Source organism: Bradyrhizobium brasilense (assembly GCF_029714345.1).
Lineage (GTDB): Bacteria > Pseudomonadota > Alphaproteobacteria > Rhizobiales > Xanthobacteraceae > Bradyrhizobium > Bradyrhizobium australafricanum.
Genome location: NZ_CP121669.1, coordinates 6,044,126 through 6,070,235 on the forward strand (window position 1 = coordinate 6,044,126; position 26,110 = coordinate 6,070,235).

General features: G+C 62.5%; 27 protein-coding genes. 14 read left to right on the forward strand and 13 right to left on the reverse strand.

Features of this window, described 5'->3' with window-relative positions:
* The first annotated feature begins 35 nt into the window (after nucleotides 1-35).
* Both QA635_RS28370 and QA635_RS28375 read left to right on the forward strand, forming a co-directional pair.
* A complete protein-coding gene (locus tag QA635_RS28370) occupies nucleotides 36-1,655 on the forward strand; it encodes a GMC family oxidoreductase (RefSeq protein WP_283062763.1) in 1,620 nt (539 codons plus the stop codon).
* A 7-nt stretch (nucleotides 1,656-1,662) separates the two neighbouring features.
* Nucleotides 1,663-2,565 carry an alpha/beta fold hydrolase gene (locus tag QA635_RS28375; RefSeq protein ID WP_283062764.1) on the forward strand — a complete coding sequence of 301 codons (903 nt, stop codon included), beginning with the start codon at nucleotides 1,663-1,665 and terminating at the stop codon, nucleotides 2,563-2,565.
* Between the two features lie 26 nt (nucleotides 2,566-2,591).
* Here QA635_RS28375 and QA635_RS28380 read toward each other — a convergent pair whose 3' ends face one another.
* The 6 genes from QA635_RS28380 to QA635_RS28405 form a co-directional block, all read right to left on the reverse strand.
* Nucleotides 2,592-3,101, reverse strand: a complete 510-nt coding sequence (locus tag QA635_RS28380) for a DUF2721 domain-containing protein (protein ID WP_283062765.1) — start codon at nucleotides 3,099-3,101, stop codon at nucleotides 2,592-2,594.
* Between the two features lie 137 nt (nucleotides 3,102-3,238).
* Nucleotides 3,239-4,240: a SphA family protein gene (locus QA635_RS28385; protein ID WP_341850392.1), complete on the reverse strand. Its 1,002-nt coding sequence runs from the start codon at nucleotides 4,238-4,240 to the stop codon at nucleotides 3,239-3,241.
* A 211-nt stretch (nucleotides 4,241-4,451) separates the two neighbouring features.
* Nucleotides 4,452-5,885, reverse strand: a complete 1,434-nt coding sequence (locus QA635_RS28390) for a DUF1254 domain-containing protein (RefSeq protein WP_283062768.1) — start codon at nucleotides 5,883-5,885, stop codon at nucleotides 4,452-4,454.
* A gap of 91 nt (nucleotides 5,886-5,976) precedes the next feature.
* Nucleotides 5,977-6,318, reverse strand: a complete 342-nt coding sequence (locus QA635_RS28395; RefSeq protein WP_057015680.1) for an HdeA/HdeB family chaperone — start codon at nucleotides 6,316-6,318, stop codon at nucleotides 5,977-5,979.
* A 106-nt stretch (nucleotides 6,319-6,424) separates the two neighbouring features.
* A complete protein-coding gene (locus QA635_RS28400) occupies nucleotides 6,425-7,093 on the reverse strand; it encodes a hypothetical protein (protein ID WP_225163358.1) in 669 nt (222 codons plus the stop codon).
* A 106-nt stretch (nucleotides 7,094-7,199) separates the two neighbouring features.
* Nucleotides 7,200-7,586: a helix-turn-helix domain-containing protein gene (locus QA635_RS28405; RefSeq protein WP_283071863.1), complete on the reverse strand. Its 387-nt coding sequence runs from the start codon at nucleotides 7,584-7,586 to the stop codon at nucleotides 7,200-7,202.
* A 217-nt stretch (nucleotides 7,587-7,803) separates the two neighbouring features.
* Here QA635_RS28405 and QA635_RS28410 point away from each other — a divergent pair, with 217 nt between their 5' ends.
* Both QA635_RS28410 and QA635_RS28415 read left to right on the forward strand, forming a co-directional pair.
* The gene (locus QA635_RS28410) at nucleotides 7,804-8,856 is read left to right on the forward strand and encodes an AraC family transcriptional regulator (RefSeq protein WP_283062770.1); all 1,053 of its coding nucleotides are present in this window, start codon (nucleotides 7,804-7,806) and stop codon (nucleotides 8,854-8,856) included.
* Nucleotides 8,857-8,918: 62 nt separating this feature from the next.
* Nucleotides 8,919-9,785, forward strand: coding sequence for a hypothetical protein (locus tag QA635_RS28415; protein WP_283071865.1), 867 nt, complete (start codon nucleotides 8,919-8,921; stop codon nucleotides 9,783-9,785).
* A gap of 142 nt (nucleotides 9,786-9,927) precedes the next feature.
* Here the strand turns inward: QA635_RS28415 and QA635_RS28420 are convergent, their stop codons facing one another.
* A complete protein-coding gene (locus QA635_RS28420) occupies nucleotides 9,928-10,260 on the reverse strand; it encodes a hypothetical protein (RefSeq protein WP_283062771.1) in 333 nt (110 codons plus the stop codon).
* A gap of 172 nt (nucleotides 10,261-10,432) precedes the next feature.
* Between QA635_RS28420 and QA635_RS28425 the strand changes: the two genes are divergently transcribed.
* Together QA635_RS28425 and QA635_RS28430 are read left to right on the forward strand one after the other, a co-directional pair.
* Nucleotides 10,433-10,879 (forward strand): hypothetical protein, encoded by a 447-nt coding sequence (locus QA635_RS28425; RefSeq protein WP_283062773.1) that lies wholly within the window; start codon nucleotides 10,433-10,435, stop codon nucleotides 10,877-10,879.
* Nucleotides 10,880-11,045: 166 nt separating this feature from the next.
* The gene (locus QA635_RS28430; RefSeq protein WP_028331701.1) at nucleotides 11,046-11,279 is read left to right on the forward strand and encodes a hypothetical protein; all 234 of its coding nucleotides are present in this window, start codon (nucleotides 11,046-11,048) and stop codon (nucleotides 11,277-11,279) included.
* A gap of 78 nt (nucleotides 11,280-11,357) precedes the next feature.
* Here the strand turns inward: QA635_RS28430 and cax are convergent, their stop codons facing one another.
* Complete coding sequence (gene cax, locus QA635_RS28435) at nucleotides 11,358-12,461, reverse strand: calcium/proton exchanger (protein ID WP_283062775.1); 1,104 nt, start codon at nucleotides 12,459-12,461, stop codon at nucleotides 11,358-11,360.
* A gap of 309 nt (nucleotides 12,462-12,770) precedes the next feature.
* Between cax and QA635_RS28440 the strand changes: the two genes are divergently transcribed.
* Nucleotides 12,771-13,238, forward strand: a complete 468-nt coding sequence (locus tag QA635_RS28440) for a Spy/CpxP family protein refolding chaperone (protein ID WP_225163380.1) — start codon at nucleotides 12,771-12,773, stop codon at nucleotides 13,236-13,238.
* Between the two features lie 189 nt (nucleotides 13,239-13,427).
* Here QA635_RS28440 and QA635_RS28445 read toward each other — a convergent pair whose 3' ends face one another.
* Complete coding sequence (locus QA635_RS28445; protein ID WP_283062777.1) at nucleotides 13,428-13,835, reverse strand: GFA family protein; 408 nt, start codon at nucleotides 13,833-13,835, stop codon at nucleotides 13,428-13,430.
* A 249-nt stretch (nucleotides 13,836-14,084) separates the two neighbouring features.
* On the opposite strand from QA635_RS28445, the gene QA635_RS28450 reads away from it, so the two are divergent.
* The 4 genes from QA635_RS28450 (at nucleotide 14,085) to QA635_RS28465 (ending at nucleotide 16,793) form a co-directional block, all read left to right on the forward strand.
* Entirely contained in the window at nucleotides 14,085-15,038 is a 954-nt protein-coding gene (locus tag QA635_RS28450) for a metallophosphoesterase family protein (protein ID WP_057015687.1), read from the forward strand.
* A gap of 12 nt (nucleotides 15,039-15,050) precedes the next feature.
* A complete protein-coding gene (locus tag QA635_RS28455; RefSeq protein ID WP_028331706.1) occupies nucleotides 15,051-15,374 on the forward strand; it encodes a cupredoxin domain-containing protein in 324 nt (107 codons plus the stop codon).
* A gap of 94 nt (nucleotides 15,375-15,468) precedes the next feature.
* On the forward strand, nucleotides 15,469-16,026 hold the full coding sequence (locus QA635_RS28460) for a sigma-70 family RNA polymerase sigma factor (RefSeq protein ID WP_283062780.1): 558 nt from the start codon (nucleotides 15,469-15,471) through the stop codon (nucleotides 16,024-16,026).
* Nucleotides 16,023-16,793, forward strand: a complete 771-nt coding sequence (locus tag QA635_RS28465; protein WP_283062782.1) for an anti-sigma factor family protein — start codon at nucleotides 16,023-16,025, stop codon at nucleotides 16,791-16,793. The genes QA635_RS28460 and QA635_RS28465 overlap by 4 nt, the downstream gene beginning before the upstream one ends.
* 102 nt (nucleotides 16,794-16,895) lie before the next feature.
* Here QA635_RS28465 and hpnO read toward each other — a convergent pair whose 3' ends face one another.
* A complete protein-coding gene (hpnO, locus tag QA635_RS28470; protein WP_057015689.1) occupies nucleotides 16,896-18,287 on the reverse strand; it encodes an aminobacteriohopanetriol synthase HpnO in 1,392 nt (463 codons plus the stop codon).
* 102 nt (nucleotides 18,288-18,389) lie between these two features.
* Here hpnO and QA635_RS28475 point away from each other — a divergent pair, with 102 nt between their 5' ends.
* Complete coding sequence (locus QA635_RS28475) at nucleotides 18,390-19,019, forward strand: DUF2147 domain-containing protein (protein ID WP_283062785.1); 630 nt, start codon at nucleotides 18,390-18,392, stop codon at nucleotides 19,017-19,019.
* A gap of 86 nt (nucleotides 19,020-19,105) precedes the next feature.
* On the opposite strand, the gene hpnN is transcribed toward QA635_RS28475, so the two are convergent.
* Nucleotides 19,106-21,718: a hopanoid transporter HpnN gene (gene hpnN / locus QA635_RS28480; RefSeq protein ID WP_283062786.1), complete on the reverse strand. Its 2,613-nt coding sequence runs from the start codon at nucleotides 21,716-21,718 to the stop codon at nucleotides 19,106-19,108.
* 449 nt (nucleotides 21,719-22,167) lie between these two features.
* Between hpnN and ispH the strand changes: the two genes are divergently transcribed.
* Entirely contained in the window at nucleotides 22,168-23,094 is a 927-nt protein-coding gene (gene ispH, locus QA635_RS28485) for a 4-hydroxy-3-methylbut-2-enyl diphosphate reductase (protein ID WP_028338687.1), read from the forward strand.
* 44 nt (nucleotides 23,095-23,138) lie between these two features.
* On the forward strand, nucleotides 23,139-24,299 hold the full coding sequence (gene hpnH, locus QA635_RS28490; protein WP_028331712.1) for an adenosyl-hopene transferase HpnH: 1,161 nt from the start codon (nucleotides 23,139-23,141) through the stop codon (nucleotides 24,297-24,299).
* A 68-nt stretch (nucleotides 24,300-24,367) separates the two neighbouring features.
* Here the strand turns inward: hpnH and QA635_RS28495 are convergent, their stop codons facing one another.
* Nucleotides 24,368-25,270, reverse strand: coding sequence for a Rossmann-like and DUF2520 domain-containing protein (locus QA635_RS28495; RefSeq protein WP_283062790.1), 903 nt, complete (start codon nucleotides 25,268-25,270; stop codon nucleotides 24,368-24,370).
* The gene (locus QA635_RS28500) at nucleotides 25,267-26,109 is read right to left on the reverse strand and encodes a class II aldolase/adducin family protein (protein ID WP_283062791.1); all 843 of its coding nucleotides are present in this window, start codon (nucleotides 26,107-26,109) and stop codon (nucleotides 25,267-25,269) included. Before QA635_RS28500 ends, QA635_RS28495 begins: the two co-directional genes overlap by 4 nt.
* Between the last annotated feature and the right edge of the window lies 1 nt (nucleotide 26,110).

Below are 26,110 nucleotides of genomic sequence, written 5' to 3' on the forward strand. Positions count from 1 at the left end.
GAACCCAACAAAAGACGCTTGCCGGGAAAGAGGACATGCCGCGAAGGCTCGAGGGTGATTTCGACTACATTATCGTCGGCGCAGGCACGGCGGGCTGCATCATGGCCAACCGCCTGTCGGCCGATCCGAAGAAGCGCGTGCTGCTGCTGGAAGCCGGCGGCAAGGACAACTGGATCTGGTTTCACATCCCGGTCGGCTATCTCTTCGCGATCGGCAACCCGCGCTCGGACTGGATGTTCAAGACCGAGGCCGAGCCCGGCCTCAACGGCCGCGCGCTCGCCTATCCGCGCGGCAAGGTGATCGGCGGCTCCTCCGCCATCAACGCCATGATCTCGATGCGCGGCCAGGCCGCGGATTACGACCACTGGCGGCAGCTCGGCCTCACCGGCTGGAGCTACAGCGACGTGCTGCCGGCGTTCAGGCGGCTGGAGGATCATTTCCTCGGTGAAAGCGAGCATCACGGTGTCGGCGGCGGCTGGCGCATCGAGGCGCCGCGGCTGTCGTGGCAGATCCTCGACGCGGTCGGCGATGCCGCCGAAGAGATGGGCATCAAGCGCATCGCGGATTTCAACACCGGCGACAATGAAGGCACCAGCTACTTCCACGTCAACCAGAAGCGCGGCCGGCGCTGGTCGTCGGCGCGCGGCTTCCTCAAGCCGGTGCTGAACCGCAGCAATCTCAGGCTCGAGACCGACGTGCTGGTCGACCGCCTGGTGATCGAGAGCGGCCGCGCCGCCGGCGTGCTGTTCCGCCAGGGCAATGAGACGGTGGAGGCGCGCGCCCGGGGTGAAGTGATCCTCTGCGCCGGCTCGATCGGAACCACGCAGGTGCTGCAGCGCTCCGGCATCGGTCCGTCCGAATGGCTGTCGCCGCTCGGCATCGACATCGTGCTCGACGTGCAGGGCATCGGCCATAATCTGCAGGACCATCTGCAGCAGCGCGCGATCTACAAGGTCTCCGGCGTGCGTACGCTGAACGAAACCTACTACAATCTCTTGCGCCGCGGCCTGATGGGCCTCGACTACGCGTTCCGCCGCCGCGGGCCGCTAACCATGGCGCCGTCGCAGCTCGGCATCTTCACGCGCTCGGACGCGACGCGCTCGCGCGCTAACATCCAGTTCCACGTGCAGCCGCTGTCGCTCGACAAGTTCGGCGACCCCTTGCATCGCTTCCCCGCGATCACGGTGAGCGCCTGTAATCTGCAGCCGAGCTCGCGCGGCACCGTGCGCATCAAATCGTCCGTTCCCGACGACAAGCCGTCGATCGCGCCGAATTATCTGTCGACCGACGACGACCGCCAGGTCGCGGCCGACGCAATCCGCACCACGCGCAAGCTGATGAAGCAGAAGGCGCTGGAGAAATATCATCCCGAGGAATTCCTGCCTGGCCCCTCGGTCGGCGACGACGATGCCTCGCTCGCCAAGGCCGCCGGCGACATCGGTACCACGATCTTCCACCCCGTCGGCACCGCGAAGATGGGAACGGCCAATGATCCGATGGCCGTGGTCGACGAGCGGCTGCGCTTCTACGGCCTGCACGGCCTGCGCATCGCGGATGCCTCGGTGATGCCGACCATCACCTCGGGCAACACCAATACGCCGACGGCGATGATCGCCGAAAAGGCCGCGGCGATGATCCTGCAGGATGCACGATAGTACAACGATGAACGCCCCGAAGCGCTTTCTGGTCGGCGATACCGGTGCACAGGTTGCGGTGGCGCAATGGGGCGAGCCGGCCTCGGACAAGCCGCCGGCGCTGCTGCTGCACGGCACAGGCTTTGTCGCGGAGGTATGGACCGAGGTCGCGGAGGCGCTTGCTGCCGATCACGCCGTCTATGCGCTCGACCGCCGCGGCCATGGCTTGAGCCACAAGCCGCCGGCCGATCGTTATCACTTCCAGGATTTTGCCGAAGACGTCCGCATGGTGGTGGAGCGCCTCGACCTCCATGACATCTACGCCATCGGTCACAGTGCCGGCGCAACCGACCTGCTGCTCGCAGCCAGACTGATGCCCGGTCGCTTCGCGCGCCTGCATGTCACGGAGCCGACCGCGATGGATCCGCGCGCGCCGCGCGCCGGAGGCCTCAGCGACATCGCGAACGGCTCGGTGCAGGGCGTGCTGCGCCGCCGGGCCGAGTTCGACAGCGCCGACGACCTGTTCCAGCGGCTGCGCGCCGCGCCGGCCTTCGCACCATGGACCGAACGGTCGCTGTGGGCCTATGTCCATCACGGCTTTGCGCGGCTCGACGACGGCCGCATGCGGCTGCTTTGTACGCCGGAAATCGAGTCGGCCCTGCTCGGGCCGATCTTCCAGGCTATGGAGCAAATCTACACCGGCGACGCCCGCGGTAATCCGTTCCCCTGGTTCTCCGACATTGTCTGCCCGGTCTGCATCGCGACCACCGAGCAGTCATGGCCGATCTACAAGGAGATGGCCGACCGCGCCGCGGCGCTGATCCCGCATGCGAGCCGCTGGACGTTCGACGGTGTCGGACATTGCGTCGCGCAGGAAGCGCCGGAGCTGATGGTGGCAGCGCTCACGACATTTGCCGCGCGTGCGCGTTAAGGCGTGCACGTATCAATGCGTTGCGTCTAGCCGTAGTGATCGAACTCGCTCAGGGCAATTCGGACCTCTCGCGCGAAATCGACCAACGACACGATGAAAGCCACAACGGCAACAATGAAGAGAATGGCAACACCCCGCTCGTGCTGGATGTGAAGGAACGCACTCACAAAGCCGACGACGATGACAACGCTGATGGAGATGCTTCCCATGATGGACCAGAAGATCGCGCGATTGATCATGGTGGCGCGCCGAGCAAGACGCGGCAGGTCTGCCTTGAGCCGGCATCGCGCCTGATCCTGATCCGAAATTTGGTTCAGGTAAATCGATCTGTCGATGATCCGGTTCAGGCGGGAAATCAGCACCGCGATAAAGGCCGCCAATGCGCCAAGCAGAAATGCGGGCGCAGCCGCTTGAGAAATCACTTGAGAGAGCTGACTGACCGACGGCGTATCCGGTAACATCGACTCCACTTTCGGGTTAACGCGGCCGAAATCAAGCGGCCGAGCATTGGCAGCCTGGGCCCTGCGGCCTGACAATCACGACGCCCGCGTATCGAACCGGCGTCGGCGAAGATTGCCGGGCGGCGTCCGAACGGCCGACATTGGCGGCCACCGGCACGGTTGCGGCGCATAGTGGCGTGATCTCGGCACAATCGAAGGCGCCAGCAGCGCTGCTATTTTGTCACGACCCGTCGGGTCGGCGTCACGGTGCTGGTCGGCGCCATCGGAGAGATCGAGAACGTCAACCAGGTATTCCAGCCGGCCGGGCGATTCTCTGCTGCAAATTCTCCATACCCTTTGAGATTCAGATAACCCTGCATGTCGCCTACGGGAAACAGGAAGCCGATCTGCGGACCAACGCCAAGCACGCGGGACCGGAAGCCTCCCAGGACAGGGTGCTGGCCGAAATCGTCGGTGACCTGCTGATAGGCATATCCAACCAGGCCAACGAAAACCTGCTTTGACAGGAATTGGGAGGCGCCCCAATCCAGATGGAAGTCGACCCCGCTCTGGTACTGGGTATCCGGATTCTTGAAATTGTAGGTGAAGCCCGCGACCGCGGAAAATTCGTGGCCCGCCTGCTGGTTGAAGTAGGTGTAGCCGCCGCCGGCATCGATGGCCGCGTGACCGATGCCGAGATTGGCAAGGCTGCTCGGGCTGTATGCTCCGACCGGGATGTCTCCTGTTACATAGCTCATGAAATTGTGCACCCCGGCGTTCCACTTCAGCGTCGCCTGCGGGTAGAGGTCGCCGACCGATGTGATCGAATCGCCGAAGCTGCCGGTGCGGGTTGTCGCCAGCGGACCGACGGCCGCCGTCAGCGTCCCCGCAAGATCCGCGCTCGACCGTCCGAACAGCCCGGTCACGCCGATGGCAAGTTGGCCACCCAGCACCGGCGTTGCGAACGTATAAGTGGGATTGAGAAGGATGAGATTCGCCTGCGCGTTGAGATGCAGGTTTAGGTTGACGTTAGCCGCGGCGGGGATTCTGCCGACCTGGATCTCCCTGGCGGCCGCGGCATTGCCGAATGCACTTACGCTGGTGTGATAGTAGACCTCCGCCATCGACCAGCCAGGGACCTGCGGGGTCGCAGCGAGGCTGCCGAAGCGGCCGGGAAGCCAATATGAGACGCCGGCCTCGTCGGCACGCGCGGCCTCAGACGAAACTGACGCCATGACCAGTATCATGGCGATGCCGACATCCCTGAGTGTCTTGCCTCGCCCGTTCGGTCGCCGCCTCATCGAAAGACCGCGAAGCCGCATGTCACGCCCCCTTGGTGCGGTGCGGAACGACCTGTACGGCTCGCTCAAGCGCACGATTCGCCCGCGCAAATTGTAGCACATTGATTCATGCCGGCCCGGTTGGAGCCGGCATGAATCCAGTTTCTCAGGCCCCGATCTTCTTGGCGGCCGGAATCGTCCAAGTGCCGTTGATGATCGAGGGGTCGGTTTCCTGCGGCCAATACATCCGCAGCATGAGTATGAAATCTCCCTCGGGCGCAGGAAGCCAGTTCGATTCCTTGTCTTTGCCGGGCGAGTCCTTCTGAATATAGAGATCGGTCGAGCCGTCCGGATTTTCCTTCAGATTTTCCCGCGCACTGATCGAATATCGGTTGAGCGGATTGTTCACGAAGAAGTAGCTGCTGTCGTACATCGTGAGCGACCAGAATCCCTCGACCGGAGGCAAGTGGCCTTTGGGAAACCGCATAACGTACTTGTTCGCACCATTGTACTTGCGGTCATCCGCATCCTTTTGCGAGGTCGGATAGACCGCATCCTGCGGGCGGTTGGCGCCGAGTCCGATCGCGGTTACCAGGGCCCGCATCAGGTAGTCCGTCCCGTAGATGCCGGTTTTCGTCGTGAACGCAAAGCCATTCTCATCCTTGATGGCCTTGTTGACCTTGAACTGAAGCATGATCCTGTCGAATGACACCTCGGGAACACGCTTCAGGAAGTCCGCCTTCAGCTTGGTCTCGTCAAAGTCCCGCCCGGGTACGATGCCGATGCGAGCAAATTTGGCGAGCTGGGCCGCGTCTGCCGCGTTCGGCGGGTTGGCTTTCATGAGCTCGCATAGCAGCTTGAAATACGATACCGCGTCCATGCGATTGACCTGTTCGCGGACGGCCGTCTTCATGTCGATCGAAGGATCGACCTTTCCCGGAGGCGGCGTGTACGGCTTGCCGTAAGCACTGAGCGGAACGAGCTTGCACTCATCCTGCAGCTTGTGGACGGCGGCGTAGTCCTCCGGCGTCCCGGTGCAATAGATGCGGCCGAGCAGCCACACGATATTGGTGGGCGATTTGTACTCCTTTACGCCGTCCGGCAGCGTGCCCTTCCAGCCGGGCCCGGTGATGGCATAGGTTTGGGCACCGGTGCCGGTGCTGCGCTTCCCCGGCACCTGGAACACCGTCGTCCAGCCATCAAGCATGGGCATCAGGAAATAGCGCCCCTTCATGTCCGGGATGCTGAGGACCCACGGTTCTTTCCCGACGTCGAAGAAGGACGTGGTGTAGAGCGTGTCCGCATTGGGCGCAGTGACATCACGGAACGACGCGTCCGGATATTGGCGCAGCTTGATGATATGGCCCATCGGCCCTCGCGTGCCCACGGGCTCCGCGACGTTGGTGATGATCCTCCGCGTCATCTCCATCGTCACCAACGGATAGCCGAATATGTAGGCGTCGCTCGCGAGCCAGAAGTCCTCCAAGCCCTGACCGACACCCGCGAAAGCTCCCTCCTCGGCGACGGCTGGTCGACCTATCGCCGCTCCGGTAAGCAGACCCATTCCGCCGAGCGCAAGATTGCGACGCGTGATCTCCATTGTTCTCTCCTTTACAAATCGAATGGTCTTCAAACAATCGTCAGGCTGCTCCGACTGTCGGCCTGCCGTAAAAGGTGTCCTATCCCGCGGGTCAGGGCTGCATCCTGATCCCGAGCGCCGCTCTCATATCCTTGAAGACCGCCGCGATCGCCTCGATGATGAGTTGATCAGGATGCGCCTTGCAATGTTGGATTACTTCGTGCTCGGCCTCGCGGGACTTCTTGATGTCGAGGTAGTGCTTGCGCGCAAGCCCGTTGTACCAACCGCTGTACCAGGCAGTGAGAAGATCGGCGTCTCCCTGCCATGTTCCGGCGAGCTGCGCGCAGGTCAGCTTCTGAACGTCCAGATAGCCTTCGGCGTTGGCGTAGGCGCTGAGGTCTGTCTGCGCGTGCGCCGACTGAATGCCGGCGACGATCAGCGATGCTGCGATCATAGCGGTTCGTCTCATGATGCTCTCCTGTGAGCTCGCGTGCCCGGCTTAGATCGCGGCCGATCTTCCACCTGTCGGCCCAGCGGCTTCGACGCGACGGTCGCGTTGCTCAGTAACAAGGCGGATAAGGATAGTATCCGCATCGGGGGGCGTAGTACGGATAGGCCGCCGCAGCTCCAAGTGCGGCCGCACCCGCGACTGCAGCGCCGCGGTAGTAAGCACCTCGCCAGGCGGTGCGGCGGGCAACGCCGGCAAAGGACAGCGGCGTGAATGGACGACCGATGATGTCGATAAAGATCGACGCCGGTCCATCAGCCCCCGCGAGGTCGCCTTCGAGCATATCGACATCGAAAGTCAGCCTGTCGCCTTCGAGCTTGGGCGATTTCAAGACGACGACGGCGTCCGCTACCGATGATCCGTCTTTCCTGAACCCGGACACAGTGGCGTTTGGAGGGTCTTTCGCGAAATTGTCACTGCCATTGCCCCAATCCTCGACAATGCGCGATGTGAGATCATGACCGGCTGCCCTCACGGGCCGATCGGCGAACACGATCGCATTCGGTGAAACCCCCGTCAGCACAAGCTTCCCGTCCTTCAAGCTCGCACCGCGCGAGTTGAGGACGAAGAGCGATGGCACGACTTCCGGCTTTGCCTGACCTATCGACTTCTCGAGCGGTACGTGTGGTTTGTTCTCGGGTGCAGTTTGGGAAAGCACTTTATGGGGAGCGGCAATCAATCCGGCGACGCAAAATACCAACAGAGCTGAGCGAAGGGTCATGTTTGTTATTCCTTTGGGGAGCGCAATCTCGGCAATCAGCTTCGCTAAGCATTTCGCGCCAATTCAAATCGCGCGTCTTGCCATTTCGCGCCAATGATCGGAATTGTCATGGCCCAGCGGTGTGGGATCTCTTGCGATGGCCCGCTTGGCCCTGCCGATCGGCAAGTTGCCGCTGCCTGTAAACGATAGGTTGGATTTTCATCAAACGCACGAACCTGCGGCTGAAGCTGCTGGCGTTGCTGTAGCCGACGAATTCCGCGATTTCCGACAGCCGCTTGCTTGAGTCTGCGAGCAAGCGGCAAGCGATGTTCAAGCGAACTTCCGCGAGCATTTCGCTGTGGCTGGTGCCCAGGCGACCAAGGTGTCGCTGCAACGTGCGCGAGCTGATCTTGAGGGCGTGAGCGGTGCTATCAAGAGTTGCGTCACCGTGTCGCAGCGACGCGACAATGACTGCGCGGACCGCCTGGGCTGAAGGCAATCGGACAGCTCTCATCGGTTGGTTTGAGGCGTGAAGCCCGTGCTCCTGCAAGAGAAACGACGCTTCAAGATAAAGCAGCTTCGTCCACCGATCTGGCCATCGGCCGCCAAAACTTTCGCCATCCGGAATTCGTCGAACGCGTCGTCGCAGCTGGTTGCGCGATAAAGACAACACAAGACGAGTTCCGGCCTGCTAAGCTGCGATCGCGGCAAAACTTCTTGGGCAGGTAGTAATGACCGTCATTCCATTGACTCGTTGTCAATTTCTGATCCCGTTCGCTGAACTCCATTCTGAGATAGGCGGCCCGACGGCAGCACTTCTCGCCAGATTTCAACTCCCGACGTCCTTTGAAGAAAAAGCGGATCATTACGTGCCTTTGCTGCCGGCGGTTCGGTTCGCGACGGCCGCTCAGCAAAAGCAGGGCCTATCGGAAATTGCCTTTCGCGCAGCCCAGCGACTCTCGTTCGAACATTTGAGCGAAACCATGCGGGCGCGGGTGCGCCATGCGCCAACGCTTTTGGTTGCCCTGCAGCAAATATGCCGGTGGGCGCCGTGCGAAGATACGATCCTCCAACTATGGCTCGAGCCAAGCGGCGAGAATTTGAAGATATGCAGCAAGCTTATTGGAACGGAGGGCATTTCCCATCTCGAGATATCCCAGTGGCTTCAGAACATATTCGTCCTGCACATCGTCCGTCAGTTCGCCGGGATGAGTTGGTCTCCGAGAGTGATTGCGTTTGAAGCACTCTACACGCCGAGCCCGGAGGTCCAGTCGCATCGGCCGAACACGCGCTTCATGTCGGGTCAAAAGGCGTCATGGATCGAAGTGCCGGTAGAACTCCTCAGTCTTGCAAATCCCGCAAACGACTTTCGGCCGACGCCGGCCGATCACGAGCCGCAATCATTCGGAAAGGACGTCGTCAGCGCACTGAAGCTAAGCTTACCCTCCTACCTAGATCAAGGAGGCCTCACGATCATGCAGGCCGCCGAGATGATGGGCGTGAGCACCAGGAGTCTGCAGCGGAGGCTTTCGCTCGCTGGTCTGACATATTCGGGTCTGCTTGAGCAGGCTCGCTTCAACAATGCGGCAAAGCTTCTGGGCAGCACAGAAATCAAGATCATCGACGTTGCATTCTCGTCGGGCTATGCCGACCCTGCCCACTTCACGCGGGCTTTCCGCCGGATTTCCGGCTGCACCCCGCGGGAGTTTCGGCAGAGGTCGAGGAACGGACAAGCCACGATCGATCGGCCTGCCTCCCGATCCAATGGCAATCGCCGCGCCTAGGGAAGGTTCTCGCCTTGAACGCGCCGCCACGTAACAACGCGGGGCTCCTGGCTCCCGGATCGATCTTGAGCGCGGCATTGTGCGCGCTGCTTATCGCCGTCCCGGTTGCGCAGGCTTTTGCCGCAAACGATGATGGCCTTGCCAATGCTTCGGTGCCGACGATCTATCTCGACCTCAGGACGATCTACGCACAGGTTCCGGCAGGATCGCTCGCGTTCGGCTTTGGCCATCCGACGCTGTTCAATACGCAGACGCTTGCGACATCAGGCGGCGCGGCATCTCCGGTCGGCCTGCCAGCGGCGAAATCCCTCAATATGGATTTTCCGCTAACGGTCGATGTCACCGAGAGCGCCTCGCTCTATGCCGGCGTCTCCGGCAGTTCGACGAGCTTTGGAAGCGCCGGCTTTTCGTCCCTTCAAATCACAAGCTGGAACATCGGCTTCCAGGCCGACCTTTACGAGCAGAACGGTGGAACCTTTCCTACCGTGACGCTGCAGTCGACTATCACAAAGTCGATTCCCGATGGTCCACTGAGCACAACCTCCTTCAACAACATTCTCGAAATTGACTATGCGCTCGATTCCGATGAGACCAGAGGCTTCCTCAGCGGTTTCCAATACACGCGAACCGACGTCGACGGTGCGCTGGGAAGGATCAACCCGAACACGATTGCCTATGTCGGCGGCTACTATCAATGTCCGAACAATTGGAAATTTACCGGCCGCGTGGGCGTGCAATCCTTCGAGGGCGCGCAGCTTCTGAACCTCGCATCGATTCAACCCTTTGCGCAACCGATCGTGCGGATCGATCTCGACCGCGTGGACGATAATGACAACCGACTGTTTGGCATCACAGCCGAAATTATGTGGGTGCCGAAACCGGCCTATCAACTGACGTTCAGAACGCCTCTGTATGCCGTCAAGAACTAGCCGGCGCCCCCGACACACCATCACCGGGTCGGCCATCGGCCCGCCGATGCGGCGCCAATCGGTGCAGTGACACGGCCAAGCAGTCATGGCGTCAGCCGTCACCTCGAAAACCGAAGCGCGCTCGTGGCGACCAATCGTCCGGCTATCGTTGATCGTCGATCGGTTTGACCGAGTAGGCCGGCGCGCGCACCGGCTGGATCGTCAGCCGATAGGCGATCAGGTTGGTGCCATCGAAGGCCTCGAGCAAGTAGTCGCAAACGGGACAGCGATACTCACCTTTGGCGCCAGGTTCGGACCATAGCTCCAACCGCCGGAAACCTGCGCCACAGCACGCGCACGTCACATCCGCTTTCCGCACGTTGATCCTCTTGGCTGCGTTCTGCAGGACGTAAAAACACCAGGTGAACTCGGCAAAGAAACGATGGCTGTCGCCTGACTGAGGCGAAAGCAAATGCCATGGAACTGACGTTCGCATTCCAGGCAAGATGCTTCGGCAGCAAAGTACAGATTGTGCCTGGGGTTGATGACAGCTGCCTGACCCTTTTCGAACGCGCGCCCTGCTGCATTCTATTGATCTACGTCAATCTCGCGATGCGAAATTGTCGCAGTGTCGCCGTTCGCAAATTGTCCCATAGGGAGGACACGCCATGCTTCGTTGCATCCTCGCCGCTCTGGCGGCTCTGGTTCTCGTCGCTGTCTGCCTGATTCCTGATGACGCCTATGCCCGTCGCGGAGGAGGCGGCGGCTTCCGCGGCGGCGGAGGCGGCTTTCACGGCGGCGGGATGCGTGGCGGTGGCATGCATGTAGGCGGCGGAAGAGTTCACGGTGGAGGATATCGCGTTGCCGGCCGTCCAGGTGCCCGGCCGATTGCAGGGCGTCCGGGCTATCCCGGTCGACCGATTGCAGGGCGCCCTGGCCGCCCGGTCGCCGGCTATCCCGGCTACGGCAGAGGCTACTATCGGCCGGGCTGGGGTTATGGTGCTGCCGCCGTCGGCGCTGCAGCCGCAGCCGGCGCGTATGGCGCCTATGGCTACTACGGCAACCAAGGCTGCTACTACAATGAATACGGGCAAATGGTCTGCCCGCAGTATTGATCCGGCTGAGCTGCAATGGATGGACATGCGGTTGCACCGCACCGGCTCGCTGTCGAGCTTCGGTCAGGCATCGGCATGTCCATTTTGAATGGATCGACCGCAAGGAGACGCCATGATCGCCATCGTGGCGGTCCCTTGAATTTTGCTTTTCCAAGGAGACGGCTCGATGGAGTACGACGCCTTCACCGACGCGAGCCTTAAGATGATGTACGAGGCTGTTCGCGGCGCGCTCGAAGCCGACGATGAGTTCGAGGCAAACGGTGAAGATCCAAAATTCCGGGTCCGGTCGACGGCCGAATGGAAGCGGCATGCCAGCAATCTTGAGGCCGAGATTCTGAAACGGGGGCTCCAGATCGACATCATCGACTGGACGCGCGGTCAGAGCGAGCTACCGCTCTAAAGCCATCAGGGGTCCGCGTGAACGCGACGAGGAACACGCGCCCTCGTCCGGATTGGTGCCGGCAACGCTCGCCGCTGGTCAAACCGGGCCGTGCGATCCAGGTGGCACCATGTACAGGGTCATGGCGAAAATCACATAGATGAGCACGAGCAAGGCGCCGATAAACCATGCCGACCGTCCGCTGTTGGTGATGAAGCAGGACGTCACGGAGGCGATCATGACCATCGTCACGGCGCCCGGCCAGAACTGCAAATCCATCGGCTTCGGACCGACGACGTAGCTCAGAAGCACCAGTGCCGGCGCGACAAACAAGGCGATTTGAGACGCGCTGCCGAGCGCGATGCTGACGCTCATATCGAGACGGTTCTTGCGCGCCGCAGAAAACGCGACCGCCATTTCTGCCGCGGCGCCGACCAGCGCGACGATGATGAAACCGACGAACGCCGGGCTCAATCCCAGCGTCTCGCCCGCTTTCTGCACCGAGCTGACGAATATTTCGCTGACCAGCGCAACCAGCACCGTGACGACGAGAAGGGTGCCTAACGCAAGTCCGATCGGCCAGCCGGCGCCGCCGGTTTCGCCATGCTCCTCGCTTGCGAACAGCTCCTTGTGTGTCTTGAGCGAGAACAGCAAGCCGAGCCCATAGGCGCATATCAGCAGCACAGCGAGGCCCGTACTGAGAGCCAGCGCCATGGCCTCGCCGCGCGCCGGATCGAGGTCGGCAACAGCCGAGGGCGCAAGCAACCCAATCGTGGCCATCAGCAGCAGCGCTGCGTACATCCTCCCGCCGGCCCGATTATACTCCTGAACGTGATGGCGGAGCCCACCGAGCAGGAACGATGCGCCGAGCATGAAGAGTGAATTGGTGACGATCGCACCAGCGATCGATGCCTTGACCAGCATGTACTCTCCGGCATGCAGCGCAGCGATCGCGATGATCAGCTCGGTCAGATTGCCCAAGGTTGCGTTGAGCAGGCCTCCGACTGCGTCGCCGGTTTTCTCTGCGACGCTCTCCGTCGCGTGGCTGAGAAGGGCGGCCAACGGCACGATGGCCAGGACGGCGAGCACAAACAGGGCGGTGTGGGCGGACGGAGCTGCCGTCTCGACCGCCAGCACGATCGGTACGAAGACCAGCATCCAGAGCAGTGGATTATGTCGAATTTCCTTGAGCAGAAGGTGCATGGTGCCGCTCGGTCGAAATGAGTTCGACGGCAGTTTCTGAACACCGCAGGCAGCGTAACCTTGATCTAGCTCAACAATCCGGCGCCGCCGTCGCGCCGGTCATGGCTTGAGCCGGACCAACCGATCCGGAGCCTCACGGAACTTCCCGAACGGTCAGAAGCGCGTCCATATTTTCCGGCTCCCTCTCCCGCTTGACCTAGATCAACCCGTGGCTGACGTGATTGTGGTTGCTCTCGCGGACATCCTTGATGACCAGCTCAGGAGCTTACAATGACGAGGAACGCAGCTGTCGCAGCGATTGCATTTTTGGTGACGACCTCGTCTCTCGCTTTTGCAGCAGAGACATCCACGACGGTCGGAGCCGCGCAACCCAGTGCAGCCGATCTGAAGAGCCTGACGGACATGCGTGTCGGCATCGTCAGGGCCGCCTTGCAGCTGACACCCGATCAGGAGAAATATTGGCCGGCCATCGAGGATGCCATCCGTGCGCGAGCGAAAAACCGGCAGGCTCGGTTGGAGCGAATTGCCGAACTCCAGGAGAACGGACCGATGGAGGCCCTTGGTGGAAGCAATCCGGTCGAGATGATGCAACGCAGGGCCGACCGGCTAATTCAGCGCGGGACCGATCTCAAGAAGCTCTCCGATGCCTGGGAGCCGCTCTACAAGACATTGAGCGATGATCAGAAGCGAAGGATGGCATTCGTGTCGTTCGCCGTCATGCGCGGCGTGCGAAACGCGATCGAGCAGCGTGGCGGTCCGGACGACGAAGACGAATAAGGCCAACCAGACGCAAGCGAACGGCCCCGCGCTGGTTTGTGCGTGAAATGGACGCTCGACCAACGCGAGCGTCACGCGCAGCCGCCAAAAGAAAACGCCGTATTGCAACCGTCCATCTATGTTGCGGACGGTTGCATGTCGTGGTGCGCATAGTCGCTTCGCCTGAAAGCACCGCGTTCATCAATCCGATCATTCCGGCGGCGGAAACCGGTCGAAGGTCGGCAGTTCATGCGCTTCCTCCATCCAGCGCAGCCGCTCCGCGACCTGGATATGCATCGTGGCCGGCACCGCGTCGGGATCGTCATAGGTGCCGCTCTGGATGTCGATGAACCCGGGCAGCATGTTGCTATTGGTATAGAAAAGTCCGCTGCCGCAGTTCGCGCAGAAGTGCCGCCGGCCATGCTCCGAGGATCGGTAGATCCTGGGCTGCCCCTTGGTCACCTTGACCATGCCCTCGGCAACCATCACCCAGCCGACCATCGGCGCGCCGGCGTGGCGCCGGCAATCGGTGCAGTGACACAAAGCATGGACGACCGGTTCGCCGGTCACCTCGTAACGGATCTCGCCGCAGTGACAGCCGCCGGTGACGTCAGCCATGTTTTCCTCCGCTCGATCAGTGGTTTGCCGGGTCGATAACGCTGCAAGCGGCAATGCTTCAATTGCGCATCTTGCCCGTGCGTCGAGCTGTCGCGCGGTCCCCTGCGCCTGCCGATCATGCGGGCCGGCGTCGCACCTCACGAAATCGTCATCCCTGCCCTCGGCCCCGCCCAGGCCTCGGGAATAAAGCCCCAGCCCCGCCGATCATCTCCCCGGAAACCCAATCCCTGGGCCCACGGGAGACTTGCCATGAGCGGACACGATCACGACCATCGCGATGAGGAAAAAGGCGTCAGCCGACGCAAGGTGCTGGAATGCATGACCTGGGCCGGCACCGGCGTGCTGTGGACCGTCACCGGCGGCGTGCCGCATTCGCTCGGCATCGTCGGCTCGGCCGCGGCTGCGGAAGCTGCGCCTGGCATGACCTTCATGCAGATCAGCGACAGTCATGTCGGCTTCGACAAGCCGGCCAACCCGAACGCCATCGGCACGCTGGAAGAGGCCATCAACAAGGTCCGGGCGATGCAGGTCAAGCCATCCTTCATGATCCACACCGGCGACATCACGCATCTGTCGAAGGCATCCGAATTCGATGACGCCGATCGCATCATCTCGCAGGCCAAGCTCGACGTGCACTACGTGCCGGGCGAGCACGATTTCATCGACGAGGAGGTGAAGCTCTACAAGGAGCGCTACGGCCGCGGCACCAAGGGTCCGGGCTACTATTCGTTCGATGCCGGCGGCGTGCATTTCATCGGCCTCGTCAACGTCGTCGACCTCAAGGGCGGCGGCCTCGGCAATCTCGGCAACGAGCAGCTCGAATGGCTGGAGAACGACCTCAAGGGCCGCTCGAAGTCGACGCCGATCGTGCTGTTCGCCCACATCCCGCTGTGGACGGTCTATCCGCAATGGGGCTGGGGCACCGAGGACGGCGCCCGTGCGCTGGAATACGTCAAGGGCTTCGGCTCGGTCACCGTGCTCAACGGCCACATCCACCAGGTGATGCAGAAGGTCGAGGGCAACGTCACCTTCCACACCGCGCGTTCGACCGCCTTCCCGCAGCCGGCGCCGGGCTCCGCCCCCTCGCCCGGCCCGATGAAGGTGGAGGATGCCAAACTGCGCAGCATGCTCGGCGTCGCCAGCATCAACTTCAAGCAGAACAGCCAGCCGCTGGCGATCATCGACACGCCGCTGCAAGGCTGAGGGACAAGACCGATGAGTTCGATCAATCGACGCGACTTCGGGATCGCCGTGGTCGCGACCATGCTGCTGCCGGTCACGGCGGCCCGCGCCGAAGATACCGCGGTTCACATCGACAACTTCTCGTTCACCCCGCCCCAGCTTGAGGTGAAGGTCGGCACGACAGTGACCTGGACCAACCGCGACGACATCCCGCACACCGTGGTGTGCGCGGGCAAATTCCGCTCCAAGACCATGGATACCGACGGCACCTTCTCGTTCACCTTCACGGAGCCCGGCGAGTACAAGTATTTCTGCTCGCTGCATCCGCACATGACAGGCAGTGTCAAGGTTGGGTAACGTGACAACCCATACAATCACAACCATGCCCGGCCGGTGGCCCTCCGCCCCCGGCCGGGCACGAGCCGTCTCTCGACATGCCGGGCAGGACACGATGGTTGTCAACGCGTCGCAAGACGATCCCGAAAAGGCGCGACGCTTCCGCGAGGCCGCGCTGCCGTACCTTGACGACGCCTATACGCTGGCCCGCTATCTGCTGCGCGATGCCACCGACGCCGAGGATGCGGTGCAGGAATGCTATCTGCGCGCCTACAAGCATTTCGACAGCTACCGCGGACCTGCGATGAAGCCGTGGCTGTTCGCGATCCTGCGCAATGTCTGCCGCGCCGAATATGCAAGGCGCAAGACCGCCCCGACCGCGGTCGAGGAGTTGCCCGAAGGCGGCGAGCAGACCCCGCTGTGGAATGAAGCCCCGGAGACCCCGGAAAAGCAGCTGCTGCGCCGCTTCGACGGCGAAACCGTGCGCAAGCTGGTCGCGGCGCTTGCCGAGCCGTTCCGCGAGACCTTCGTTCTCAGGGAAATCCAGAATCTTTCATACCGCGAGATCGCCGATGTCGCCGCCGTGCCGGTCGGCACCGTGATGTCCCGCCTCGCGCGCGCCCGCGCCATGCTGCGATCGGCCTGGCTTGCGGAACAGGAGCAAGCGAAATGACCTGCGAGGAAACCGAAGTGCTGATCCACGCGCTGATCGACGGCGAACTCGACGCCGGCCATGCACGCGAAGTGGAAGCCCATGTCGAGGGGTGCGCGCATTGTGCCGCGCTCATGAAGGAGTATCAGGAGATCCGCCAGGCGATCGCCGAGAGCGATTTGCGCTACAAGGCGCCGCTCGAGCTGCGCCGCAAGATCGAGAAGTCACTGCCGCAACCGCAAGCGCAGGCGGCGCCGACCCGGCGCTCGGTGCTGCGCGGCTTCGCGCTGGGCTCCGCGGTGTCGGCGATGGCAGCGACCGGCCTTGTCGCGATCGTGCTGCGCAACGATGACGAGCAGCGCATCGAGAACGAGGTGGTGTCGGCGCATCTGCGTTCGCTGCAGGCCGGCCACCTCACCGACGTGATCTCGACGGATCAGCACACGGTCAAGCCCTGGTTCAACGGCAAGCTCGACGTCTCGCCGCCGGTGATCGATCTCACCGCGCAGGGCTTCACCCTGATCGGCGGCCGGCTCGACTACGTCAACGCCCGCGAGATCGGCGCCGTGGTGTACAAGCGGCGCCAGCATGTCATCAACCTGTTCGTGGCACAGACCGCGAACACCGAACGCAAGGCGGCGAAGATTTCGACGCTGCAGGGCTTCAACATCCGCCGCTGGAGCGACCGCGGCTTGAATTATTGGGCGGTCAGCGATCTCGGCGCCGACGAGCTTACGGAGTTCGGCGACAAGTTCGAGGGCGCGATGCGCGCCAACAAGGAGGGGTGAAATCTTGTAGCCCGGATGCAGCGCAGCGTAATCCGGGGACGGTCTTACCCGCTGTGAGAACCCCGGATTTCGCTTCGCTGCATCCGGGCTACAGGTTCGAAACTACGCCGACTTGCGCACCGCGTTGTCGACCAGAGTCTTGCCGAGCGACCAGATCGCGCCGGGAACCTTGTGGCTGCCGGCGATCACGTCGTCGAACGACTTCTCGATCCAGGTGCAGTCCTCTTCGGTGATCATGAGCGGCGGCAGCAGCTTGATGGTGTGGAGGCCGTGGCCGGCAACCTGGGTCAGGATCTTGTGATCCTTGAACAGCGGTACCGTGATCAGCTGGCAGAACAGGCCCTTGTTGGCGGTCTCCAGCAGATTCCACGACGCCTTGAGCCGCAGCGATTTCGGCGGACCGAACTCGACGCCGATCATCAGGCCCTTGCCGCGCACTTCCTTCATCAGTTCATAGCCGGGCACCATGCGCGTCAGCGCAAGACGGAGCTCGGCGCCGCGTTTGGCGGCGTTCTCGACGAGCTTCTCGGCCTTGATGACGTCGAGCGTGGCGATGCCGGCGGCCATCGCCAGATCGTTCTTGGCAAAGGTCGAGCCATGCACGACCGCGCGATCCATCTGGTTGAAGATCTTGTCGAAGATGTTCTTGCGCGTCAGCAGCGCGCCGATCGGCACATGACCGCCGGATAGCGCCTTCGCCAGCAGCACCATGTCGGGCTCGATGCCCCAATGCTCGATCGCGAGGAATTTTCCGGTGCGGCCGATGCCGGTCTGGATCTCGTCGGCGATGAACAGGGTGCCGTATTTGCGGCACAGCGCCAGCGCGCCGGGCAGGAACTCGTCGGTGGGCATGTTGACGCCCTTGCCCTGGATCGGCTCGACGATGAAGGCGCCGACCTGGCGCGACGACAGCGCCTTCTCCAACGCTTCGAGATCGTTGAAGGGAATCGGGGTGCAGCCCGGCAGCAGCGGCTCGAATCCGCCGCGGAAATTCGAATCGTCCGTCAGCGACAGCGCGCCGTAGGACAGGCCGTGGAACGAATGCCCGCAATAGACGATACCGGGGCGGCCGGTCGCGCCACGCGCGAACTTGATCGCGGCTTCGACGGTTTCGGCGCCGGAATTTGCGAAAAACACCTTGTCCAGATATGGAACATGTTCCAGAAGGCGTTCCGCGAGCACGCCGGCGAGCGTCGAGACATCGAGCTGCACGAGATTGGGCAGATCGGCGTCGAGCACGCTCTTCAGCGCCTGGCGCAGGGCCGGATGATTGCGGCCAATCGCAAAAACGCCAAATCCGCTCAATAGATCAAGGTAACGAGCCCCCTGACGATCGAAGAGGTATTGGCCTTGCCCCTTCTGGAAGCCGACGTCGTAGCCGATGGTCTTGAGAACGCGAACGAGCTGCTCGTTGAGGTGACGCGTGTGCATGGCACCGCGCTGCCCCTCGCGCTCCACAAAAATCTCGGAAACGTCTAAATTGGAACTTACCATTCGTTACATACGTCGGTTGATGGCCATCTCGTCAACTTAAAACGCTCGCTAGCGGCGTTTTGACCCCCGCTCGGATCGTCCAGTTAAGCACAGGTTTGGACCATGTTGCACTGCCCAAGAACTTTCGCGCGTACAATAGCCTTTTCAGGTTTATTTTTGGCCACCGTATTATCACCGGCACTTGCAGCGGACCCGACCGGCGACTGGAAGGTCGCTGACGGTGTCGCCACCATCCGCGTCGCCCAGTGTAATGGCAACATGTGGGGTGCGGTGTCTTGGGAAAAAACCCCGGGCGGCAAGGATAAGAACAATCCTGATCCTGCGAAGCAGAGCAGGCCGACGCTCGGCATGCCGATCCTGATCGACATGAAGAAGAAGGCTGGCGCGGATGCGTGGGAAGGTCAGGTCTACAACGCCAAGGACGGCCAGTTCTACAGCTCGACCATCAAGCCCGTCGGCACCGATCAGCTCGAGATCCAGGGCTGCGTGCTCGGCTTCCTGTGCGGCGGCGAGACCTGGACCCGCGTCGGTCCGCCGATTCCGGTGAGCGCCGCCGGCAGCCCGGCGGCGAAGGGCACCCAGCCCAAGTCAACAGCACCGCAGAAAACCACCGGTGCCGTGGCGCCGGCCACCAAGCCGGGGCAAAAGCAGGCCCCGGGCAACGCCAATGCGCAGGCTGACGCCGTGGGCGATATCTGCCTGCTCCCCGACATCGCGCGACCGACGCATTAGCGGAAACCTGCGGGAACACCGCCCGCTGACATCGCGGCTCGGCGGCGCCTGCCGCCAAGCCGGTTCGACAGCGAATCGCCAGCGCGTCAGGTGACGTCGTTGGCGATATCCTCCTCCTTGACCTCGCGCGGCTTGCCCATCAGTGCCGGCTGGAACAGCAACACCGCCGCGAGCGTGGTGACGAGCGAGAGCGCCAGCAGCTTGCCCATGCTCGCGGTGCCGGGATGGCTCGACAGCCACAGACTGCCGAACGCGGTCGCCGTGGTCAGCGCGCTGAAAAAGATCGCGCGTGTCAGGCTCGACTGCAGCAGATTCGTCCTGCCCTGCCGCCACGCCGTGACATAGTAGATCTTGAACGCCACGCCGACGCCGAGCAGCAGCGGCAGCGCGACGATGTTGGCGAAGTTGAGCGGCAGCCCGATCAAGACGCAGATCTCCAGCGTGACGATGCCGGCGACGAGGAGCGGCACCAGCGTCATCAGCACGTCGACGACGCGGCGCAGCGTGAGCCACAGCAGTAGGCTGATCGTGACCAGCGCCAGAATGCCGGCGTGGATGAACGCCTTCACGATGACGTCGCCCGACTTCAGGATCGAGACCGGTCCGCCGATCGCGGTCGGCTCGGCGGCGAGCACGGCGTCGGCAAAGCGGCGCAGATTGTCGTTGTCGTTCGGATCGCCCTTCGGCTCCACCTCGACACGCATCAGGCCGTCCTTGGTCTTCCAGCTGGCGACGAGTTCCGGCGGCAGGTTCTGCAGCGTGACGGTCTGGGCCTGCAGCGTATTGCGGAGCTGATCGAACACGATCTTCATCGGCGCGACGAATACGTCCTGCGCCTTGTCGCGGGTCGCCTCATTCGCATCGGCGAGCTTCTGCAGCGCGTCGGCGAGCCGGCGCGCGGCCAGCGCACCCGGCCCCTTGCCGTCGCCCGCGGTCTTGCGCAGGCCGTCGACCGAGCTCTTCAGCGACTCGACATTCTCCTGATCCGACGGCGCCGGATCGACCGAATCCGGGTTGAGCGCGGGGCCGAGCGTCTTGGCCGCCTGCGCGATCAGCTTCAGCTTGGCCGGCTGGTCGTCGGGCACGAAGCTGTCGAGCGACATCACGCGCGACACTTCCGGCAGCTTCTCGAGCTTGGCCTCGATCTTCTTGGCGTCGGCTTCCGAGCGCGTCATCACATTGATGGCATTGGCGCCGGTGTTCGGATCCTTCCTCAGGTCGAGGAAGGTCGCGATCGATTCCACCTTGGAATTGCGCAGATTGATCGGGTTGAAGTCGAACTTCATGTAATGGAGCAGCGGCAGGCCCGCGACCGTGACCAGCAGCGTGCCGACGATGATCGGAACGCGATGCTTCTCCAGGAAGTTATCGAGCGGCGCCAGGAAGGCGTAGCCGACCGGCTCCTTCTCGCCGGGCGGATTGAGCAGATCGAGCAGCGCCGGCAGCACCGTGATGCTGGTGACGAACGCCACCAGCATGCCGGCGCCGGCGATCTTGCCGAGCTCCGAGATGCCCTTGTAGTCGGTCGGCAGGAAGCAGAGGAAACCGGCAGCGGTCGCCATCGCGGCGAGCGACAACGGCACCGCGGAGCGGCGCGCCGCGTTTTCCAGCGCCAGCGTCAGATTGTCGTTCTTGAAGCGCTCGGAGCGGTAGCGGACGCTGAACTGGATGCCGAAGTCGACCCCGAGACCGATGAACAGCACGGCGAAGGCGATCGAGAGCAGGTTCAGCGAGCCGACCATCATCAGGCCGACCGCCGTGGTGATGGCAAGCCCGATGAACAGGTTCACGAACACGGCGAAGATGATCTTGCCGGAATGCAGCGCCATCCAGAGGATGACCAGCACGATCACCACGGTGCCGATGCCGTTGGTGATCGCGCCGTCCTGCACGGTGGCGTATTCCTCGTTGGCGATCGGCACCGGTCCGGTCAGGCGAACGCGCGCGTGATATTCAGTCGGGAATTTCAGATCGGCCGCCGCCTGGCGGATCGCATCGGTCGCGCCCTTGCCCGGCTCCAGCGCCGAATAGTCGATGATCGGCTTGATCTCGATGAAGGCGCGCTTGTCCGAATCGGTCAGCGGCTTGTCGCTGGTGAGCTCGCGCCACGAGAAGGTCGCGTTGCCCTTGGCGAGGACGGTCTCGACCGTCTCGGAGATCAGGTTGAAGGGCGGCGCGGCATTGTCGAGCTTGACCTGCCCGCGCTTGACGCCGGCAAGGCCGGTCTCGAGCGCGCCGGTCAATCCGCGTATCGAGGGATCGCCGGCCATGATCTCGATCAACGGTGCAGCCGATTCGAGCTGGCCCGCGACCTTGCCGACCTCTTCGGTCGGCAGGAACAAGAGGCCATTCTTCTCGAAGAATTCGCCGGAGCCGAGCGCGGTGATCGCTTCGAAGTTCTTCTTGTCGGCCTGCAGCTTCGCGGTGAGCGCCTTCGCGGCCGAACTGGTCAGCTCCGGCGTCGCTGCCTCGACCACCGCCAGGATCAGCCGCTCGCGATCAAATGCTTCCTCGAACTGGTTGTCGCGCTTGCGCCAATCGAGATCCGGCGAGATCAGCTTGTTGATGTCGGTGTTGATCGAGAAGTTGCGGGCCGTGTAGAAGCCGGCGCCGATCGACAACAGGACAGAGATAATCACAACCGGAAGGGCAAAACGCGTACAGGTTCTAACAACGGAGACGACAATATTTGTCAGCACTTCGTTTCTTTCTATCTCGGGGAAGCATGGCCGAAAACGCCCGCTCTGTAGCGGAGTTCCCGGGACCGATCTAATGTTGTTTTGGTTTTCTTCCTCGACGGGACGGCGAGGAGGTTCCAAACCACAGGAACGGCCACGAATGGCCGGTATAAACCGCATCAGTGGGCGATAAAGTGACGAACAAGTGAGGGAGACGGACGGTCGCAGGGACCGAAACCCACACCATATTACCTCTAAAGCCCCTCGTCCGTGACCATGCTCCCATCGAACCGCTACCTTTTTGCCACAAATCGCTGTATTTCCATGCGCTTGGGGCGCAGATCCCGTCCAGGAACTGTGATGGCTCGGACATTGCAACTGACGTTGCGACGTCCGACCTGTGGAGTGCGTTGCCGAAAAGGCCGCAGGGCATTGAACGAGATTGGTGCAATTTGCGTAACGGACGTCAGATGGAAGTGTTTCTTGCTCAGCCGCGCGGCTTTTGCGCGGGCGTTGTGCGCGCGATCGAGATCGTCGAACGCGCGCTCGAGAAGTATGGGCCGCCGGTCTATGTCCGCCACGAGATCGTGCATAACAAACACGTCGTCGAGAGCCTGAAGAAGAAGGGCGCGATCTTCGTCGAGGACCTCTCGGAAGTGCCGGCCAAGGCGGTGACCGTCTTCAGTGCCCATGGCGTTGCTAGGAGCGTCGAGGAGGAGGCGGAAGCCCGCGATCTGCCGGTGCTCAATGCCACCTGCCCGCTCGTCACCAAGGTCCACAACCAGGGCAAGCGCTATATCTCCAAGGGCCGCGCGCTGATCCTGATCGGGCACGCCGGCCATCCCGAGGTCGAGGGAACCATGGGCCAAGTTCCGGGGCCGGTCCTGCTGGTCCAGAGCGTCCAGGACGTGGCGGAACTGAGGCTGCCGAGCGATGCGCCGGTCGCCTACATCACCCAGACCACCCTGTCCGTGGACGACACCAGGGACATTATCGCGGCCCTTCAGGCAAAATTTACAGATATTCAAGGCCCGGATATCAGGGATATCTGCTATGCGACACAGAACCGCCAATCTGCGGTAAGGGACCTCAGCAAACTGGTTGACGTCATTTTGGTGGTGGGGGCCGCCAACAGTTCCAACTCGAACAGGCTTCGTGAAATCGGCACCGAGGTCGGCGTCGCGAGTTATCTCATTGCCGATGGGAGCGAACTCAATCCGGATTGGCTCAAGGATGCGAAGGCCGTCGGCATAACCGCGGGCGCTTCTGCGCCCGAAGTTTTGGTCGACGATGTGATCGAGGCTCTGCGGCGGATCGGACCGGTGTCGGTCTCGGTCGTTCCGGGCCGAGAAGAGAATATCGAATTCCGGCTGCCAGCCGAACTGACTGCGGGCTGATCTGAACCCACATCCCTTTGATAAGTGCAGAAAGAAATCGTCTAATGGCTATACCGTTCTTCAAGGAAATGCGTATCGGCGGTTATCTGATCAAGCAGAAGCTGCTTGGCCGCAAACGCTATCCGCTCGTGCTGATGCTGGAACCTTTGTTCCGTTGCAACCTCGCCTGCGTCGGCTGCGGCAAGATCGACTATCCCGATGCGATCCTCAATCGCCGCATGACGGCGCAGGAATGCTGGGATGCGGCCGATGAGTGCGGCGCGCCGATGGTGGCGATCCCCGGCGGCGAGCCGCTGATCCACAAGGAGATCGGCGAGATCGTGCGCGGCCTCGTGGCCCGCAAGAAGTTCGTCTCGCTGTGCACCAATGCGCTGCTGCTCGAGAAGAAGCTCGATCTGTTCGAGCCGTCGCCCTATTTGTTCTTCTCGGTGCATCTCGACGGCCTGAAGGATCATCACGACAAGGCGGTGTCGCAGAAGGGCGTGTTCGATCGCGCCGTCTCGGCGATCAAGGCGGCGAAGGCGCGCGGCTTCACGGTCAACGTCAATGCCACCATCTTCGACGGTCACCCGGCCGAGGAGATCGCCAAGTTCCTCGATTTCACCACCGAGCTCGGCGTCGGCGTCTCGATGTCGCCGGGCTACGCCTATGAGCGTGCGCCCGACCAGGAGCACTTCCTCAACCGCACCAAGACCAAGAAGCTGTTCCGCGACGTCTTTGCGCTCGGCAAGGGCAAGAAGTGGAATTTCATGCATTCCGGCCTGTTCCTCGACTTCCTCGCCGGCAACCAGGAATACGAGTGCACGCCCTGGGGCATGCCGGCGCGCAACATCTTCGGCTGGCAGAAGCCCTGCTATCTGCTCGGTGAAGGCTACGCCAAGACCTTCAAGGAGCTGATGGACACCACCGACTGGGACACCTACGGCACCGGCAAGTACGAGAAGTGCGCCGACTGTATGGCCCATTGCGGCTACGAGCCGACCGCGGCGACCGCTGCGATCAACAATCCGCTGAAGGCGATGTGGGTTGCGCTGCGCGGCATCAGGACATCAGGCCCGATGGCGCCCGAGATCGACATGTCGAAGCAGCGTCCGGCGCAGTACATCTTCGCCGAGCAGGTGCAGAAGAAGCTCTCGGAGATCCGCCGCGACGAGGCTGCGGCCGCCGCCGCCAAGCAGCAAGCGAAGGCCTCGACCGCCGCCTGAAGCGCGATGTGAACGAAAGCAGAAACATGAAAGCCCCGGTTCAGCGGACCGGGGCTTTTTTCTTTGGATCAGGATGCCGCCTGCTCTTCCGGTCTCGTGCGCAGAAGCAATCTCTCGATCTCCGCCGCGCGCGGCGCGCTGAGCGTGCCGCGTTCGATCCCGAGCGGGACATTGCGCAAAGCGAGCTCGCGATACAGCGCGCCGGAGGGAGGAAAGCGCTCATCCAGTGCCCGGAGATGCTTGAGGATCGTTCCGACGTCGCCGCGCGCCACGCAGCCGCCCATGCCATTCGCCAATCCGCCGTCGAGAACAGCCGCGACCGTCCCCCGCAGCAGTGGCATCATCGCGCGCAACGCGTCGGCCTCGCTGGCGCCAAAGCTCTTCCAGAGCTCGACGCCTTCCTTGAGCAGCGCGATCAGGAACGGGCCGACGTAATAGGCCGACGCATGATAGAGCGCCCGCGCACCGGCCGGCAGCGCCAGCGGTTCACACCCGATGCGGGTCGCAAGCCATTCCAGGTCACGCCTGAAGTCGCCCTCTGCCTCGATGCCGACGGTGCATCCGCGCAACCCCTCGAGCGCGACGTCGGGATTGGCGAACATCTGCATCGGATGAAATCCGCCGGTCGCGGCGCCTGTGGATTTCGCGTGATCGAGCGCGGCCAGTTCGGTCGCGCCGCTGCAATGAACCACGCGGTGACGCGACTCCCAGCGCAAGTCGCGGCAGACCGGCAGGATCGCGTCGTCGCTCACGGTCAGGAACACCATGTCGCAGCTGTCGACGACCTGCTGCGCGTCCGTCATCGGCCGCGCCGACGGGATGCGGGATCCGAGCCGCTGCGCGGCATCGGCACCGCGGTTGTAGAACGTCGCGACGTTCAGCCCCGCGCAGGCGAACGCCGGCGCGAGCGTTTGCGCCACGCGGCCGGCGCCGATGAAGCCGATCCGCAACGCCGCCAGCGCCGTACTCATTGCGCGTAGCTCCCGTCGATGCGGTCGAGCCTGCGCCGTAGCGCCGGCCATTCCAGCAGGCCGTAGCCGGCCTGCAGATTTTGCGCCGCTTCATTCAGCACCGGATTGGTGTCGCGCTCATTGTCCAGCGTGATCTCGGTGCCGGCAAAGCAGGTCACCGTGTTGCCGATCGCCATCTCGGTCGGCGCATGCAGCGGCCGGCCGCAGCCGAGCGCGTCGACCTGGATCCGGCAGGCCTGCTCCAACCAGTAGATCGCATTGAACGCCTGCGGAATCGTGTTGCCGCAAACCAGCAGGCCATGATTGCGCAACACCAGCACATTGTTGCGGCCGAGATCGGCGACGACGCGATCGCATTCCTCCCGATCGATCGCCGGCCCCTCGAAATCGTGATAACCGATCCGACCGTGAAACCGCATCGCCGTCTGCGACAGCGGAAGCAGCCCCTCGGCAAGCGCGCTGACCGCGGTGCCAGCCCTGGTGTGGGTATGGAGAACGCAGTTCACGTCGGGCCGCGCGCGATGGATCGGGGCATGCAGATAGAAGCCGGCCACGTTGACGTTGTAGCCGTGGTCGGGCTGCAGCAGGGTGCGGCCCTCGATGTCGATCTTGACGAGGCTCGAGGCGGTGATTTCCTCATACAGCATGCCATAGGGATTGATCAGGTACTGATCGTGATGCCCCGGGACCTGTGCACTGATATGGTTGTAGATGAGGTCGGTCATTCCGTAGAGCGCGACCAGGCGGTAGCACGCCGCAAGATCGACGCGGGTTGCCCACTCCTGTTCTCCCACGACGGCCCTGATATCGTTGACGGCACAAACTTCGATCTGACGCATG